This window comes from Eisenbergiella sp. OF01-20 (assembly GCF_003478085.1).
Taxonomy (GTDB): domain Bacteria; phylum Bacillota; class Clostridia; order Lachnospirales; family Lachnospiraceae; genus Eisenbergiella.
Window position 1 is genome coordinate 1 of sequence record NZ_QUES01000066.1, and the last position, 16,559, is coordinate 16,559.

The following is a 16,559-nucleotide window of genomic DNA, read 5'->3' on the forward strand; positions in this document are numbered from 1 at the left end:
AAGACATCGCCCTTTCACGGCGGTAACACGGGTTCGATTCCCGTCGGAGTCATTAAATAGTCAAACGCAGCAGTGATAATAACCGATGCGTTTTTAGTTGTAAAAAGATTTAGCAGACGGCATTTATGTGCCGATGTGGCTCAATTGGCAGAGCAGCTGATTTGTAATCAGCAGGTTATCGGTTCGAGTCCGATCATCGGCTTTATCCTGGATAACAGGATATATATCCGTAAAAGTTTACGGACCTTTAGCTCAGTTGGTTAGAGCAACCGGCTCATAACCGGTCGGTCCTGGGTTCGAGTCCCCGAAGGTCCATTAGTTACATAGTTTTTGGCCCAGTGGCTCAGTTGGTTAGAGCGCCGCCCTGTCACGGCGGAGGTCGTCGGTTCGAGTCCGATCTGGGTCGTTTTTTTTACGAATGTAAAAGAAGAGGAAGGCATTGTCTGATTGACGGTGCTTATCTTTTTATTTGGATCACAGCTACGCCGGCATGGCGGAATTGGCAGACGCAAGGGACTTAAAATCCCAAGCGTGAAATCCCTCTTGTGTGACAAGGATACCCGGATTTACAGGTGATTTCACAAATTTTATTTTTGTTTTTTTACTATATCCCTCGCAACATCCCTCCAAAAATCAGGAGACGCTTCAGGGAGCACTGCCAGTTTTAATAGGCGGGTATGGTGGAATAGGCAGACACAAGGGACTTAAAATCCCTCGGTAGCGATACCGTGCCGGTTCAAGTCCGGCTACCCGCACTGTTTATTATGATAGGGACTCTTTTCTTAGTTTGCGGCTAGAGGGAGTCCCTGTTCATTTTCCCCAGGCAGAATCCCTATAATTGCATTTGCACTGGATACTTTACTCATGTAATCCAGATGGGTATAAATATTCAGGGTTGTAGAGATGTCGCTGTGCCCCAGCCATTCCTGGATGTCTTTTATGCTTACGCCGCTGCCATATAGCAGACTTGCGCAGCTGTGCCTGAGATCGTGGAAACGGACTAACTTCAAACCGTTTTTTTTGAGGACCATCCTGAAATGCTGTGTTATGTAATTGGGCTTTATCAGTACGCCCATATGATCGACATAAATATAATCCAGATAATCCATACAGTAGGAACTGCTGCATACTTTCTGATTTTCGGCCTGCTGCTTCCAAAGCTGAGACAAAATAGCTTCGAATGGCCCTACAAGGGGCAGTGTTCGAAGGCTTTTTTTAGTTTTAGGCCGGTCTTTGTAAATCATTGTATATTTCCCATCTACCATGGCCTGGGTTACAGTATGCCTGATTGTAATTGTTTTTTGTACAAAATCAATGGCTTCCCACTTCAGTCCCACGATTTCACTTCGGCGGAGCCCATAGTAGCTGCCAAGAAGAACGGCAAGTTCAAGGGGATCTCCATGAAATATTTTGAATAGATCCATCAATTCGTCTGAGTGATAGATGTCAGATATAAAAATGTTTTTCTTTGGGCGTATCACTCTGTCGGCAGGGTTGGTTAAAATGAGTCCTATCTGAAATGCATATTGCAAGGCCGTGCGGATATTTGCATGCCGGTGAATTACCGTATTCGCGGAAACCTGACGTTCATTAAGCTCGTAGGTATAGTAGTCCTGAATGTACACAGGATTATGCTCTATATCAGCCAGGGTATACTTTTTAGGCTGGAAATAGGGGATAATATGCTGCTTAATTACGTTTTGATAACCACTGTAGGTGGATTCATCGATGCTGCTGCGAATCAGATGGAGCCAGTAAAGTAAAAAGTCACAGAATAGGATTTCCTCTTTGGTACCGGAAATGCTTACTTCTTTATTCGCATTCGGTGTGGAAACCATAAGCTCGTTTCCCGGCTGGCCGACAGGCAGTTGCCTTTTCTCTGCTTTTTTTTCCTGTCCGGTTTTTTCACATGCAGCAGGGAGTACAAATTCCTGCCTTGCTATCTGGAGCATTTCTTCCGCTTTGCGTTTATTGCCTTTTACAGGAAGATGAGTGGAAATTGATTTTGTCCGTCGTTTACCATTGCTGTCATAATAACTTAGTATCATTTGATAAATTCCATTTTGCTTTCGTAAATGTCCTGCTACCATTTGCAGACCTCCTTTATCGGTAACAGCCATTCTGCATGAAATCATTTTAGCACATAAGGCTGATTCGTGCATTACGAAAGTACATGCAGATATGCCAAAATATGCAGCTTTGGTATCTTGTAAATCCTTCCTATCCTAAAATGCTCTATTTTATTTTCTTTCAATAGTCTGTATGCAGATTTGGTGCTGATACCCAGCATTTCGCCCATCTGTGTTACCGTTACGATGTCTGGATATTCAGTAAATAATGTCTGGTATGCTTCGTTTTTCTTCATATGTTTTCCTCAAGCAAAGTTGACAGAAGATAACATGCCTTCCATTACCGTTTCCTGTGCCCTTAAGGCCACGTTTTCCGGCTGTACTATGTACATTTAACTCAGTTGGCTGTAAAGCTGCGATAAATTCAGTCACTGGTACCCGGTATCCATAATGGAGCATGGTATTCAGTTTTCAAGGAACACTTTCCCGAAAAGTTGTATAAAAGGGAATTCAATATATAAGGATGCGTTATCGTGTTGTTTACTTGAATAAAAGTATAAAAAATATGTACAATATATAAGGGTACACAGTTGACATGGTACAATATCTTGTGCTAGGATAAATTTGTAATTGATATTTATGCAAAAACCTGTGATCAGGGGAGGGACATGCAGTGTATGTCCACAGCCGGTCTACAGGCTGCGGCTGGGCCCGAAGAGATAAGGCAGCTGCTGTAAGCGTACGCTGTTTAAGATTGTAAGTGTCAAAGAGAAGCCATATTGTGTAATGGCATCTTTTTGGCACTTTTTTTTGTTTTATTCCTGTGCATAACATAGGATTGAACAAAGGAGTTTGTGGATATCCACACGTTGTGAGGAATGGAAACCTGTAAAAGGCCCATTCCTTTTTTGTTTGCCAGAAATGCCGGAAGGCTGAACCGCATAAGCGGCTGGATAAAAGAACCTCCCGGGATCCGGGAGAGAAGGAAAGGTGGAAGAAAAATGAATGAGGCAAAGGTTTACGCAGACGGTTTCCATAAATCGTTTGTGCGGCAGGAAGACTTTCTGGAGTTCCTGCGGGGAATTGGTAAGAATTCCTCGTGGGTCAGGAAAAGGACTAAGGATTTAAGGCTGGCTGTAATGGAAAAAGGCAGCAAGATGGAGGATGCTATGAAAGCTGCCTACATAATCGGCGGAATGGAGGAAGATATTATCGACGATACCATTCAAAGTACAGGTTTGGTGCTGAAGGTAAAAGGCCTGTTTTATCCGGTAAGAGACTGCGCAGTGAATACGATTCTTAACAGGGCGGCAATATCCGGGAATGGGCTGAAGAAGGTGGAAAGAAATGTGTATGCAAGGATTATTAATGAATGCCTGAAGGTTGCAAAGGGAGAGGCCCTTCTGCGGTTATCGGAAGGAAAGGTCTCTGCGGTTTTAGGCGGGGATTGCCAGGATTACGCGGTACTTGATATGGAGCAGGTGTTTCTGCATGCGGTGCAATATCTGAACCAAAATTTCTGTGGCTGTACGTATCTGGGTGGTTTTTATGAGCACCATATGGCTTCTGCGCTTTGGGAACTCAGCGGAGAGGATAAGCTGCTGGAGGCATACCGTGAGGAGCTGATGCTTCATGACAGGAATGCGGAGGAAATGAAACCCGTAGTGCGGATAACGACTTCGGATACCGGAGAGAGCGGGGTGAATATCTATCCCATGCTTCTGTCAGGGAACAGAAACGATACGATTGCCCTTGGAAACCCGATTCGGCTGAAACATAAGGCGGGTGCCAGTATGGCTGGGTTCGATTCCAACCTGCAGCTGATATATGGAAAATATGAGGTTGCCATCAGAGGGCTGTCGGAGCTGTTGCGGATTGCTATTTTGAATCCGATCAACTGCATGATGGGGATAACCAGGCATCTTGGAATCAGCCAGAAGTGCCGGATGGAGGCCGTGGAGCTGTTTAAAGCCCAATATGGGGAGGAACCCTGTACAGCCCATGACATTTACTATGGTATTTCTGAAATCCTGTATATGATGGCCTGTGACGGTGCAGAGGGAAGCAGGATAACCAAAATGGAAGAAACAATTGCCAGAGCCTTATCTGTTGATTGGAAAGAGTTTGATATACCTGGAAATATAAAATGGTAAAAACGGAGGAGAATAGAATGAATAAAAAAGAATTTATTGAAATGGTAAAAGAAATGCTGCAGGAAAGTTTAGGGGATGAATACTCCGTAGTGGAGTATTCACACGTGAAGAATAACAAAAAGCCCTTATCCGGTCTGGCAATTCAAAGAATAGGTACTGATTTGGGTATGGTAATTTATTTGGACAAGGTATTTGATGAGTACCAGAACGGAAGGGAGGCAGATAAGATAACAGCAGACTTGTACAGGGAAATCAGGAATGCTGAAATCCCTAAAGAATTATCCGGCGATTTTATGTCTGCGCTTGTCAATAATTACGAAACAGCCAAACCAATGATTTTCTGCAAGTTAGTTAATGAAAAAGCTAACCGGGAGATGCTGAAAGAAGTCCCTTATTTTCCTTTTCTGGATTTGGCCGTAATCTTTTATATTCTGGTTTCCAAGTCAAATGAGGGAGAGATGGCAATAACAATTGATCATAAAATCATGAACCTATGGGGAATTGATTCCCAGCAGCTCTATCAGGATACAATCTATCATATGGAGACCAGCGTACCTCAGCAGCTGCAAAGTTTCAGTGATATAATGGAAGGTTTTCTGGATGAGGAAGAAAAAATTATTTTACGCGAGGTTGGAATAACTGGGAAAGGGAATTTTAAAACAACACCGGAGCTGTATTGCTTAAGAAACAGCAGTATCTTTGGTGCGTCTTCCCTTCTGTACGGGGATAGGATGGCAAAATTCGCAGAACAGGAGCAGTGTGATATGCTGATACTGCCTTCCAGTATATGCGAAGTGCTATTACTGCCTGATGATGGAAGCAGAAATTATGGAGAATTACAGGATATGGTTAAGACTATCAATCAGACGGAGGTGTCCAGAGAGGAACTGCTGTCTAACAGCATTTACAAGTATGACCGTATGGCAAAAAAGATTTCTATTGCATATCAGGGCGACGATTTATAGAAAAATCACAGAAAAGGCGGATCAGGGTATCCGTCTTTTCTTTTAAACAGGAGGAGAAAAATAAAATGAGTATATGTCTGAATTATAAACCGGAAGTGTTAGTTTCTACGGAAGGGCTGACCAATGAGCAGTGGCTGGGGTACCGCCGCCTTGGCATTGGCGGGAGTGATGCAGCAGCTGTGATGGGATTGTCCCCCTTTTGTACGATGCGGGATTTATATTATGACAAATGTGGGATACAGGCGGTTATGGAGGAAGAAGAGAGCAACTGGGTTGCAAAACAAGTAGGCCATCGTCTGGAGGATTTGGTTGCAGAAATTTTTTGTGTAAAAACAGGTCTGAAAGTGTATCCTGTCCGAAAAATGTTTAAACATCCACTCTTTCCGTTTATGCTTGCTGATGTGGATTTTTTCATAGATTTTGGCGATGGCAGGACAGGGATCCTGGAGTGCAAGACCACGAACTACAATTGTCAGAATAAGTGGGCAAATGACAGTGTGCCTGTGAATTATGAATACCAGGGCAGACACTATATGGCAGTGATGAATCTTGATGAGGTTTATTTTGCCTGTTTATATGGCAATAACGAAAATGAGTTTATTATCCGGCATATGGAGCGGGATTTGGATATGGAAGAGGATTTGATTGCCGAGGAAGCAAATTTTTGGAAGGAGTATGTACAGAAGAAGATGGAACCGCCATACATAGAAAAACCGGATTTGGTACTGGAAAGTATCCGGAGACATTATGGACCGGCGGAAAAAGATTCGGAGACTGTAAAACTCTCCCCGAAACATCTGCAGTCGGTAAATCAATATCTGAATTGGAAGGAGCAAAGGGCCGAAGCAGAAAAGGAAGTAAAACGGCTGGAGGAGGAAATGAAGAAGTCGTATCTGGATATTGTTGAAGAACTTGGCCCGAATTGCACTGGGAAAATCAGCAGCGGGAATAAAGAATATATGATTTCTTACAATCCTATGTACCGCGTTAGTATCGACAAAAAAGCCCTGGAACGGCTGAAAATTCAGCGGCCTGACATTTATGATGATTATGTAAGTGTGTCAGAAAGCAGGCGGTTTTCAGTCAAAATAAAGGAGGCGGCATAATGAGATGCAGATATGTGAGGGAAATTTACCGGAATGAGGAGAATGGCTATTGTGTTTTTATTTATCAAACTGCGGATAATAGTGTGCCGCTTGCGGCCAGGGACAACAGGGATAAAGAAGGCGGAATCCTTTTCCGGGCAGTAGGCAGCGGCCTTCCGCAGACAGATGCAATTGAGGTGGAGCTGTATGGAAAATGGTGCAAAAATAAACACGGTATGCAGCTTGCAGTGGAATCGTTTGAACAGGTTCTTCCCCAGACAATTGAAGGAATCAGAGGGTACCTTGCCTCCGGTATGATAAAAGGGATCGGAACAAGGACTGCGGAACTGATTACAGAACGGTTTGGAATACAAACCTTTAAGGTGTTAGAAAAGGAACCGGACAAGTTCCTGCAGATTAAAGGGATTACGGAGAAGAAACTGAAGGCCATTCTTTTTTCCTATCAGGAAAGCTATGCACTGCGTGATCTGGCAGCTTATTTAAAGCCATATAAGATATCGGACAGGAAAATCCGAAAAATTTATGAGGAGTTCGGCAGGGATTCTTTGGATATTGTTAAGAACAGGCCATTTGTTTTATGTGGTATTTCAGGGTTTGGTTTTCTAACAGTCGATGAGATTGCCAGGGCAAATAGGTGCAGGCTGAATGATCCGATGCGGATTGAGGGATGTATTAATTACTGCATGGATCGGATTATGAAAGAGGGACATCTGTTTCAGGAAAAGGAGCAGTTTACGGAAATGGTATACCGTCAGCTGAATGAGGGATTTTCTTCAGAGGTGGTGCAGGAACGGGAGGTTAGCACAGCTATTTACCATATGACACAGGATGGAGATTTGGTGGTGGAACAGGGGGCCATTTACCCTGTATCCAATTATCGGAACGAAAAAGAGACAGCGGAAATCATTGCGCAGATACTGCTTGAGGAAGAACAGGAAGCGGTGGAGAGCAAAGCATTGGACGGATTGATTACGGAGGCACAGAAAGAACTGGGAATTTTGCTGTCTCAAAGGCAAAGAGAAGCCGTTAAAATGGTGTTCTTAAATCTGCTCAGCATTATATCCGGAGGACCTGGAACGGGAAAAACAACGGTGGAAAAGGTACTGCTCTATGTTTATCATAAAACAGGCGGCAGGAATGCACTGCTGATGGCGCCAACCGGCCGGGCAAGCAGAAGGATGGCTGAAAGCACAGGAGACGTTTCGGCATGTACCATGCACAATGGACTTGGCCTGTTGGGGGACGATGAGGATTTTGAACCTGAGCGTATGGATTTGGAGGCAGACTTTATTATATTGGATGAACAGTCTATGGTAGATATGCGTCTGGCCGCTGCGTTTTACCGGCATATCCGTAAAGGCACCAGAATTGTTCTGGTTGGTGACGTGAACCAGCTGCCAAGTGTTGGCCCGGGGAATGTTTTCCGGGATCTGGTTTTTTGCGGTATTGTGCCGATTACCGTGCTTGATATGATATTCCGACAGGGGCAGAACAGCCGGATTGCATCTAATGCATATCTAATGCAGGAAAATAATGCAATGTTGGAGTATGGGACAGATTTTGTATTTCTGCCGGCGGCATCCGATAAGGAAGCATCTGACATTGTCCGGAAAATTTATCTGGAAGCCGCGGAACAGGAAGGTATAGAAAAGGTACAGATTCTGACGCCATACAGAAAGCGCGGAGCTGTTTCCGTAAATGCACTGAATGAGCTGCTTCGGGAGAAAATAAATCCGGAAGGGGCAGGAAAGGCACAGATGAAGGCAGGCGGAAAAATATTCCGGACAGGAGATAAGATCATACAAAACAAAAATAAGGATGGCATCAGCAACGGGGATATCGGATTTATCCGGGATATCTACCTGGATGAGGATGGGGTGGAGAAAGCAGAAATAGAATTCAGCGAGGGAAGGTCAGTGGAGTATGGAATGGAAGAAATGGAAATGATAGAACATTCCTATGCCACTACGATTCATAAAAGCCAGGGGTCTGAATACCCGATAGTTATTATCCCATGGATACCAATGTTTTATAAAATGCTGAAACGGAATATTCTTTATACCGGTATTACCAGAGCACAGGTACAGGTTTACCTTGTGGGAAATAAGAGATCAATTGTTCAGGCCGTCCATTCCCCTCAGGCGGTAAACCGCAATACCCGTTTAGGGGAAAGGGTTATAGAAAGATTCTACCATTTGAAGAATTCTATGAAGAAGAATATAGAGTATGAGCAGATTGTAATGAATCCCTGAAAGGATGGATGCCTGACTGGTAACGGTACTGTTAGTAGAAAGGCGGAAAGTATTTTAAAGAAAAGAAGTGAAAAAAGAGTACTTACTATAAAAGCAGGTATTTATAGGGAAAGGAGCGTCAAAGGATGAACGAAACAATTGGAAACCAGAATGGTATGTATGATGAAGTAAAAGAAGTTAAAGACTTAAACAGGGTAGAAGGTTTTGATCCCAGAAAGTATATGCGGATAATCCAGGAAGAAGGGGGTAAAGTTACCTATTATCTCGATGTGGCATTTCGGAAGTTATGGTTCCGTCTAAAATATCCGGAAGGAAAGGTGGTAAAAAAAATACTGAAGCTGACGGAACAAGTAGCCATTGTAGAGGCTAAAGTTTATCTGAACCGCAGTGATGCAGAGGAGAATTTCGTATCCAATGCGTTTGCCCAGAAGTATTTTTCGGCAGAGGACTCCTTAGGAAGTAAATATGTGGAGCTTGCTGAGACTGCAGCTGTCGGAAGGGCGCTTACGGATGCCGGTTTTGGGCTTCAGTTTTCGGATCGAGATGGGGAAACAGATCCCCAGGTAACAGAAGCACCGTTTGAGGCCGGGATGTTATTTCAGGAAGAAGGTTTGCCTGAAGGTAATTTTGGGAATATGGGTTCTACCGGGGATGGATTTGATGCCTCGGAATGGATGATGATGGATGCACAGAATGGCAATGATGAAACAGAAAAGAAGGCTAAACAGAACGTAACTGAAATTCGGAAGGATATGCCGGTGGAGCAGATTTACTCCTTATTAACCAGGGATAGTGCGGCGGCAGTGGTGATACCTACTAAGTATTATCATGGCATGACGCTGGGACAGCTGGCGATAGAAAAACCGCAGGCCCTGGAGTGGTATGTGACATCCTATGGAGGTCCCGATAATCTGCTGCGTGCAGCGGCCAGGTTTCTGTTGGATACTGCTTTAAAACAGGCAGGATGATTCGAACTAAGACAAGGAGAGGCAGTCCGGCTTGCCGGGCTGCAGAAAGGAGGCAAGCTGTGGCTGCGGATTTTCCTTTTACAATTAAGGATATTGCTTATCTTTTGGATCTTCGTATACGGCACAAAAATGCAGTCTGTCTGGATGTAAATTGTCCTTTCTGCGGGGAAACGAAAGGGAAGATGAATCTTAACCTGAAGAAAAATGTGTTTAAGTGTAATCGGTGCGGAGAGACCGGAGGAATGCTTGCTCTGTATGGAAAGGTATATCAGGTGGACAACCAGACTGCTTATAAAGAGATAATGGAAGCGCTGGGAGAAAACAGACAGATACCGGCATATCAGAGGAAACCAAAGGCAGAAGAGGTAAAAGAAACGGAAATTATAAATGCTCCGGTGGCGTCAGTTAATGTTAAGGATAAAACTTATACCATGCTTTTTTCTATGCTGTGTTTGTCTGATACTCACAGAAAAAATCTTCTGCAAAGGGGTTTTTCGGAGGAGCAGATGGAAGAAAACGGGTATCGGAGCACGCCTCCTTTTGGATATCGTAAATTGACAAAAAGACTGCTGGAAGCAGGCTGTACAGTAGAGGGAGTACCTGGTTTCTTTCAGGACGCAGATGGGGAGTGGACCATGCATTTCCATCCAAGGTCCTCGGGTTTTATGATACCTGTACGAAATTTAGAAGGACAGATAACAGCAGTACAGATCCGTCTGGATCGGCCGTATGAAGGCAGGAAATATATGTGGCTTTCCAGCATTAATAATCATATGGGCGCTTCCTCGGGAAGCCCTGTTCATTTGGCTGGAAGACAGGGAGATAAGATAGTATTTGTGACAGAAGGCCCTTTAAAGGGAGATATTGCTCATGCACTGTCGGGCCGTACTTTTGCTTGTGTGGCTGGTGTTAATCAGTATGCAAACCTTCCGGCTTTTTTAGAGGAGATGAAGGGGTTGGGAACGGAGTATATTTATGAAGCTTATGATATGGATAAAATGTTAAAAACAAAGTGCAGGGGGGATTATGACGAGAAATGTGTGCAGTGTCCGAATTATCATAGGAAGTGGGATAAGGTAAACATACCCTGCGATAAGAAAAAAGGGAAAAGAGAAAATATACAGCGGGGCTGCAGAAAGCTTTCGGATATATGTCATGAGCTGCATCTGCCTGGAAGAACACTTACCTGGAATCTTGACAGAGAGGGAGACTGGGCGGGAAGTTTGAAGGGAGTGGATGATTATTTACTGGATTTAAGAAATAGAGGAATTTAGCAGGGAAGATACCGGAGCGGTTTTGCCGAAAGGCTTACCGTTCCGATTTTTTTGTGGAAATTTGTTGTCTTTTACATATTCATTGCGTATAAAACATTAATAAAAAGAAAAGGAGCTGATTATATGTATCAGAATATTATTGTACCAATTGACCATGGAAACCGGAATATGAAGACCCCTCATTTTATTTATACATCCGGGATAGAGGAGAGTCAGACGAAGCCTCCGTTGGGGGAATACCTTATTTTCAAGGACAAGTATTATACGCTGACGGAAAAAAGAATTCCTTATATGAGGGATAAGACTGCGGACGACAGGTTTTTTGTACTGACACTTTTCGGAATTGGGATGGAAAGTGAGAAGCAGGGGATTTACTGCCCCGGGGAATTGCTGCAGGTGGATTTGCCCGTTGGGCTGCCGCCGAAACATTTTGGAACACTGTATAAGAGGTTTGAAGCTTATTTTAAGAGAGAAGAGGTTGTCGAATATTCTTTTCATGGAAGGGATTATTCGGTTTATTTGGAGAATGTAGCGGCATTTCCCCAAGACTATGCTGCGGCTATTACTATCTATCCTAAAATCATGAATTATGGAAAAACGATTGTGATTGATATCGGAGGGTTTACTTTGGATTATTTATTGCTTAGAGGAGGGATGCCGGATCTGGCCGTTTGTGATTCGCTGGAAAATGGGGTGATTAAGCTTTATAACCATATAATCTCACGGATTAATTCAGAGCAGGATATTCTTCTGGAAGAGATGGATATTGATAGTATTCTTAAAGGGGAAGATACTGATTATTCAGAGGATGTTATAAAAACAGCGAGAAATATGGCGGCTGTTTTTGTAAATGATTTATTGGGAACCTTGAGGGAGCGGGGGATAGATTTGAAGTCGGGATGTGTGGTATTTGTTGGTGGAGGGGCATTGCTGTTACGTAAATATCTGGAAGCTTCTGAAAAAGTGGGGGACTGTTTCTTTATTGAGGATATTAAAGCCAACGCTATGGGATATGGTATGCTGTATGACCGGGAGAAGAAGGCGGGCAGTGCGCATGGAAAAAAAGAATGAATATGTGATTACCATTGGGTTTAATAAAAAGCTGGAGGAACATCGTAAGGTGGCAGGCCTTCTGAATGGGATGGGGAGGACGAAGGCACAGTATATTGTAAATGCGGTTATTGCTTATGAAGAGGAGGGGAGGCAGAAAGTACCGTTGAATCGTAATTCGGTTGATTATGAGCAGGTTAAATATTTCATTCAGCAGGCGGTAGAAGAATATATGGAGGGTAGAGCGGTTAATGATGGTATAATGAGGACAAAGGGCAACGGAAAGAAAGCAAAAGCTATACAGCCTTCAGATGAGCAGAAGATAGAGCTAGCGGAGGAGGCCTGGAATGGTATTATGGATTCGTTAAAATCGTTTAGGCATGAATAATATTGTATTTAGGAATTAGTGAATATATATAGGTGGACATACTGCTATTTGTGCATGCGTTCCTGAATAATCTGATTCTATATTGGAAATTAGCTGCAGGTAGATGTAAGCAAAAAATCGCCTGCAGCTTTTTGGGTTATAAATTGGGAAAAGGGCGTATTTTTTCGGATATTTGTAATGGGTGGCTTTGCTTTATTCTAATACTGTGGTTTGAGCAACTATATTCTCAACAGTCTTTTAACAATTTAGGTCAAGGGAATCGTTATGATAGAAATTCTCCTAAAATGTTATTTATATTGAGAAATATGATAGAGAGAAAATTAAATATTGTAACTTAATTTATATTGAAAAGAATAATTTAATGTAGTAAACGTACATTAAAACTGTAGAAGAAACAACAATTTATTATCTTTAATTTTTAAATGTTGTCATTTTTTTATAGAAGATAATCTATAATATTGTTTTCTGAATGAGCAGAGGCCATAGTTATTCAAATCTGTAATTAGTTTCTGTAACACATTGAAATTTTAGTATAACTTTCTGGTAATCATTATTTATGATAATCATGTCGAGGAATATTCATCCGTCAGCAGACTTATTAAAAATTCCACAAATAATATATAGTTTTCCAAGAATGATAAAAATTATCTGCATCCTATATCTAAGAACTTTTTTTAATATGATGTTATTCTTAATGGATTATTTGGAATGGCATATGCCTGTTTTCAAACAGAAAACCTAAAATTAGAAGATATACAATGTTATTCGGTTCCTTTTTTAATTTGTTATGGTAGTACTATATACTGCCTTTTATTATACAATAATGTAAATAAGCGAAATATTTATCTGAAGTTTAGAAAGATAAATGTTCGCTTTTTTATTTTAGGGAGTGAAGTATTTAAAGGGAATTTTAGCCGTGGACCTCCTTTTTTCTTTGTCGCGTAAGAACAAAAAGAAAAAAGGAGGTACATATGAGAGGAGAAAAAACGCAGTCACTGCAGAACCGTTTTTCAGCATATGTGGTAGCTGCTGTTTCCAACCGAAGGGCCAGATATCTGGAAAATAAAAATCGCAACAAGCAGAGGGAATATGCTGTCTTGGAAATGCTTGACCGGACTTATACGGATTTTTCAGAAGAATTCAATAAATATATTATGGAGCAAATAATGTGTGAATCCGGAGAGATTAGCAAGTTGGAGCAGATAATAAGCCTTACTCAGGGACAAAAAATGATTTATGCATTTTCTTGTTTGAAAGAACGGGAAAAAGCATTAATTTTTGGCCGTGTCTTCGAGGAATTGGAGTTTGAAGAACTGGGAAAAAGACATGGTATTTCAGGTAAACAGGCGGAGATGGCTTATTATTATGTGATACGTAAAATCAGAAAAAGGATGGAGGAGAGAATGGATGGAATTTGAGAGATTATTAGAAGATGCTAAAAAAGGAAATTTGAATGCACAGGAAGAGATTATACGAATGTATAAGCCGCTGCTTGTTAAGAATTCAATGGAACACAATGTGTTTGATGAAGATTTGTTTCAGGAACTTTCTATTACTTTGCTGAACTGTATCATGAAGTTTAGAATATGATGGTTCTTTTCCGGAAGTGGTTAATGGAAAACGGCTGGAATAATAGCAGATCGGAGAAGGTAGTGTTGCCAGGTAAAGTTTAGATTTACTATTTAGTTATTGAAAGTGTTAAGGGACCGGAATGTTTATTTATATACGCATTCCGGTCTTCTTTATTTTTTTTAGATGAGACGGCGTAAATCCTTGTTTCGCTGGAATGTAGTTGAAGAAATGGAGAACGAACAATATAGGATAGCTATCAGGCAACTTACACTGATAATGTTGAAAGAGTGAATTAAGAGTCAAAAGTAATCTCACCATGTACTTTCTCCCATGCGGCTATGTGTTTGAGGATAAGCTGTTCAATTTCTTTGTTGGCAGAACGACCGTTATATTCGGCAATATATTTTAACTTGTCCATAGTGGTAGTTGGAATACGAAGTGCATAGTGTGGATTTTTGTGTGGTGCATTTGGCATAGTAAATACCTCCTTTGTGTTGCCACTTTGACTACATAATAGCAAAGAATTTAATAATAAAATTAACTTGACAACAAAATGGCAACCACCTATAATTAGTGGCAACAGGTGGACATCCACCAAAAGGAGAGGGGAAATGATATGCAAGAAAAAGTAAGAGAGGAACTGCATATACAGATGGATTCAAATACGGAATAACAAACCAAAGAGTGCATAAGGGAGGAAGCATTATGGGGAGAGAGAAAGTATCAATAAATTTATCAAGTAAGGCAGGCATACCTCTATTTAAGAAGTTTGCCATGTTTGATTCAGGTCTTGTTCCGCTGGAACGTACCTGCAAAGATGCGGCCTTATTTCAAAGGTGCAGGATATCATCGTTGCGTATGGACTTATTTATTGGGGAACGCTCCATGGAGCTGGGTGACATGGCGGAGAAGACGGAAGGAGGCATCCGGTATCATTGGGATAAGTCGGATAAACTCGTAAAAGTCTTAAAAGATAACAGGGTGACTCCTTATTATTCCTGGTGTTATGTTCCGCTGCCGGTTCAGCCGGAAGGCGGCAGCTTCCGCAGTATCCCTACGGACTGGGAGAAATACAGGGAGATTATGAAAAACTTTGCGGCGCATTACCGGGAGCTGGATTCGCCTCTGGGATATCAGGAAATTTATAACGAACCCATAAATCCCGGTGCCTTTTTTGACGGAACACCGGAGGATTATAACAAGCTTTATGAGTACGGTGTGACAGGGATCCGGCAGGGAGATCCGGAGGCACTGGTGGGAGGACCGGCGGAAGCCTTTGTTCTTCTGGAACAGGAATGCAGGGAGAATATAGCGGGTTTTCTGGAGTTTGCAGAGAAAAAGGGACTTCCTTTAGACTTCTTTTCCTTCCATTCCTATGGATTCCAGGAACAGGTGTATGTAAGGCGGCTCCATCTGATGCGGGAAGTACTGGCGGAGAAATCCTGTTTTAACAATGCAGAAATCCATATCAACGAGCTGAATTCAGTTCCCCCGCCGTGGCCGTATGAAAAAACAAAGCTGGAACAGCCGGCGCTTCTGCCGGAGATTCTGACTGTGATAGAAGACCTTCTGGAAGAAACAGATGTGGAACTGGTCCATTGGGCGCAGATGCTGGATTCTGGCGTGGATGCCCTGGGGCTGACGGATTACCTTGGCAGGATCCGGCCAGGGTATTATGCCTTTGAATTATATGGAAGAATGCCGGTAGAGAGGGCGGATGTACAGTGCTGTCCGGATTTGGGCTGCCTGGCTTCCGCGGATAAAGAACGTTTTGCTGCCCTGCTCTGGAATAAATCAGAGGAAGTAAAAGAAATAGAAGAATGTATTTACGGTATTCCTTCCGCCTTTGCCTGGGCGGATGTCTGCGTGATTGACAGCCAGTTCCTGAAGGGATTGGAGAAGGATCCGCAGCGCAGGCTGCAGAAGCAGTTTCGTCTGCCGGTACGGGAAGGAAGGGTGGAACTGCCCCGGTTCCTGTTGGGGATATGGGATGTTCTTTATATAGAAGGAAATGCAGAACCGGAAGGGAAAGTGACCTTAAATCCGGGTCTTGAAATCAGGCAAACCCTGCACTATTACCCGAACCGGTGGAAAAGGTGCTATGCAGAATATGATAAAGACAGCGGCTGCGTATACCTGGGAGCCAATGGCTGTGAAGGCAGGGGGACTGTGCTTTCCCTACGGATCAGAAATGCAGGGGATAGCATTAGGCTGCAGAAGGTCAGCTGTGGGGGAAAAGGAAAGCTTATTCTACGGATGGATTATTACACGGACGGCTATGTAAAGGCCGTGCAGTTTGGCGGCAAAAGGGAGGAATTTAGCAGAGGAACCAAAAGGCCTGCCGATATACTGGCAGAGGAAGCGGATGAGCTGCTGGAAATTGGACGGTATGCACCAAAAGGATGGGAAGGCGAAGGCCTGCTTTCCTTCTTTCCTGAAGGTACAGACGGCGGTTATCGGGAGTGTATCCGATTGACCGCGCCGGTATCCAGGTTGTTTGATAATCTGCTGGATTAATAAATCAAAAGGAGAGGGTTGTATGAAAAAACGAAGAGTAACATCTATTCTGGCATTGGGGTTGTCTGCAGTTTTACTGGTGTCCCAATTAGGCTGTGGCAGCGGCGTGGGGGCAGAAGAGCCTTCTGAAGAATCGAAAACAACACAGGCAGAAGAATCGCAGGAAACGGTAGAAGAAGCAGAAGTACCGATAGAAAAAGGGGATCCCTTCGGAAAATATGAGGAGCCGGTAAAGGTGACGGCCA

15 protein-coding genes and 4 tRNA genes are annotated in these 16,559 nt (G+C 42.9%); 16 read left to right on the forward strand and 3 right to left on the reverse strand.

Annotated elements, in window-relative coordinates; genetic code table 11:
• Positions 1-129: 129 nt before the first annotated feature.
• From DXA36_RS31875 to DXA36_RS31890, 4 genes are all read left to right on the forward strand, one after another.
• Positions 130-202 (forward strand) — tRNA-Thr (locus DXA36_RS31875).
• A 39-nt stretch (positions 203-241) separates the two neighbouring features.
• Positions 242-315, forward strand: a tRNA-Ile gene (locus DXA36_RS31880).
• 17 nt (positions 316-332) lie between these two features.
• Positions 333-406: transfer RNA gene (locus DXA36_RS31885), tRNA-Asp, on the forward strand.
• Between the two features lie 265 nt (positions 407-671).
• Positions 672-755, forward strand: a tRNA-Leu gene (locus tag DXA36_RS31890).
• Between the two features lie 27 nt (positions 756-782).
• Here DXA36_RS31890 and DXA36_RS31895 read toward each other — a convergent pair.
• Entirely contained in the window at positions 783-2,090 is a 1,308-nt protein-coding gene (locus tag DXA36_RS31895; protein ID WP_118683542.1) for a tyrosine-type recombinase/integrase, read from the reverse strand.
• 71 nt (positions 2,091-2,161) lie between these two features.
• Positions 2,162-2,365, reverse strand: coding sequence for a helix-turn-helix domain-containing protein (locus DXA36_RS31900; protein WP_069156323.1), 204 nt, complete (start codon positions 2,363-2,365; stop codon positions 2,162-2,164).
• A 705-nt stretch (positions 2,366-3,070) separates the two neighbouring features.
• Here DXA36_RS31900 and DXA36_RS31905 point away from each other — a divergent pair.
• From DXA36_RS31905 to DXA36_RS31950, 10 genes are all read left to right on the forward strand, one after another.
• Complete coding sequence (locus DXA36_RS31905; RefSeq protein ID WP_147366673.1) at positions 3,071-4,222, forward strand: transposase; 1,152 nt, start codon at positions 3,071-3,073, stop codon at positions 4,220-4,222.
• A gap of 17 nt (positions 4,223-4,239) precedes the next feature.
• Entirely contained in the window at positions 4,240-5,187 is a 948-nt protein-coding gene (locus DXA36_RS31910) for a DUF5688 family protein (protein WP_118683546.1), read from the forward strand.
• A 65-nt stretch (positions 5,188-5,252) separates the two neighbouring features.
• Positions 5,253-6,293: a YqaJ viral recombinase family nuclease gene (locus tag DXA36_RS31915; RefSeq protein ID WP_118683548.1), complete on the forward strand. Its 1,041-nt coding sequence runs from the start codon at positions 5,253-5,255 to the stop codon at positions 6,291-6,293.
• Positions 6,293-8,545: an SF1B family DNA helicase RecD2 gene (gene recD2 / locus DXA36_RS31920; RefSeq protein ID WP_118683550.1), complete on the forward strand. Its 2,253-nt coding sequence runs from the start codon at positions 6,293-6,295 to the stop codon at positions 8,543-8,545. Before DXA36_RS31915 ends, recD2 begins: the two co-directional genes overlap by 1 nt.
• Positions 8,546-8,670: 125 nt before the next feature.
• A complete protein-coding gene (locus DXA36_RS31925; RefSeq protein WP_118683552.1) occupies positions 8,671-9,513 on the forward strand; it encodes a hypothetical protein in 843 nt (280 codons plus the stop codon).
• Between the two features lie 59 nt (positions 9,514-9,572).
• On the forward strand, positions 9,573-10,787 hold the full coding sequence (locus DXA36_RS31930) for a DNA primase (protein WP_243114788.1): 1,215 nt from the start codon (positions 9,573-9,575) through the stop codon (positions 10,785-10,787).
• A 123-nt stretch (positions 10,788-10,910) separates the two neighbouring features.
• Positions 10,911-11,858 carry a ParM/StbA family protein gene (locus tag DXA36_RS31935; protein WP_182479353.1) on the forward strand — a complete coding sequence of 316 codons (948 nt, stop codon included), beginning with the start codon at positions 10,911-10,913 and terminating at the stop codon, positions 11,856-11,858.
• Positions 11,842-12,225 (forward strand): hypothetical protein, encoded by a 384-nt coding sequence (locus DXA36_RS31940; RefSeq protein WP_118683554.1) that lies wholly within the window; start codon positions 11,842-11,844, stop codon positions 12,223-12,225. Before DXA36_RS31935 ends, DXA36_RS31940 begins: the two co-directional genes overlap by 17 nt.
• Positions 12,226-13,196: 971 nt before the next feature.
• Positions 13,197-13,643, forward strand: a complete 447-nt coding sequence (locus DXA36_RS31945) for a hypothetical protein (RefSeq protein WP_118683555.1) — start codon at positions 13,197-13,199, stop codon at positions 13,641-13,643.
• The gene (locus DXA36_RS31950) at positions 13,633-13,815 is read left to right on the forward strand and encodes a helix-turn-helix domain-containing protein (protein ID WP_044966220.1); all 183 of its coding nucleotides are present in this window, start codon (positions 13,633-13,635) and stop codon (positions 13,813-13,815) included. Before DXA36_RS31945 ends, DXA36_RS31950 begins: the two co-directional genes overlap by 11 nt.
• A 274-nt stretch (positions 13,816-14,089) precedes the next feature.
• On the opposite strand, the gene DXA36_RS31955 is transcribed toward DXA36_RS31950, so the two are convergent.
• On the reverse strand, positions 14,090-14,272 hold the full coding sequence (locus tag DXA36_RS31955) for an Arc family DNA-binding protein (protein WP_044966222.1): 183 nt from the start codon (positions 14,270-14,272) through the stop codon (positions 14,090-14,092).
• 383 nt (positions 14,273-14,655) lie between these two features.
• Between DXA36_RS31955 and DXA36_RS31960 the strand changes: the two genes are divergently transcribed.
• Both DXA36_RS31960 and DXA36_RS31965 read left to right on the forward strand, forming a co-directional pair.
• Positions 14,656-16,314, forward strand: a complete 1,659-nt coding sequence (locus tag DXA36_RS31960; protein ID WP_182479354.1) for a GH39 family glycosyl hydrolase — start codon at positions 14,656-14,658, stop codon at positions 16,312-16,314.
• Between the two features lie 22 nt (positions 16,315-16,336).
• Positions 16,337-16,559 (forward strand): hypothetical protein (locus DXA36_RS31965; protein ID WP_330425139.1); only part of this gene is annotated, 223 nt, incomplete at its 3' end.

What these genes read in the sequence shown, in the direction of transcription:
- DXA36_RS31895 (WP_118683542.1), bottom strand. Translation starts at nt 2,090, where the DNA reads ATGGTAGCAGGACATTTACGAAAGCAAAATGGAATTTATCAAATGATA.
- DXA36_RS31900 (WP_069156323.1), bottom strand. Translation starts at nt 2,365, where the DNA reads ATGAAGAAAAACGAAGCATACCAGACATTATTTACTGAATATCCAGAC.
- DXA36_RS31905 (WP_147366673.1), top strand. Translation starts at nt 3,071, where the DNA reads ATGAATGAGGCAAAGGTTTACGCAGACGGTTTCCATAAATCGTTTGTG.
- DXA36_RS31910 (WP_118683546.1), top strand. Translation starts at nt 4,240, where the DNA reads ATGAATAAAAAAGAATTTATTGAAATGGTAAAAGAAATGCTGCAGGAA.
- DXA36_RS31915 (WP_118683548.1), top strand. Translation starts at nt 5,253, where the DNA reads ATGAGTATATGTCTGAATTATAAACCGGAAGTGTTAGTTTCTACGGAA.
- recD2 (WP_118683550.1), top strand. Translation starts at nt 6,293, where the DNA reads ATGAGATGCAGATATGTGAGGGAAATTTACCGGAATGAGGAGAATGGC.
- DXA36_RS31925 (WP_118683552.1), top strand. Translation starts at nt 8,671, where the DNA reads ATGAACGAAACAATTGGAAACCAGAATGGTATGTATGATGAAGTAAAA.
- DXA36_RS31935 (WP_182479353.1), top strand. Translation starts at nt 10,911, where the DNA reads ATGTATCAGAATATTATTGTACCAATTGACCATGGAAACCGGAATATG.
- DXA36_RS31940 (WP_118683554.1), top strand. Translation starts at nt 11,842, where the DNA reads ATGGAAAAAAAGAATGAATATGTGATTACCATTGGGTTTAATAAAAAG.
- DXA36_RS31945 (WP_118683555.1), top strand. Translation starts at nt 13,197, where the DNA reads ATGAGAGGAGAAAAAACGCAGTCACTGCAGAACCGTTTTTCAGCATAT.
- DXA36_RS31950 (WP_044966220.1), top strand. Translation starts at nt 13,633, where the DNA reads ATGGAATTTGAGAGATTATTAGAAGATGCTAAAAAAGGAAATTTGAAT.
- DXA36_RS31955 (WP_044966222.1), bottom strand. Translation starts at nt 14,272, where the DNA reads ATGCCAAATGCACCACACAAAAATCCACACTATGCACTTCGTATTCCA.
- DXA36_RS31960 (WP_182479354.1), top strand. Translation starts at nt 14,656, where the DNA reads ATGGACTTATTTATTGGGGAACGCTCCATGGAGCTGGGTGACATGGCG.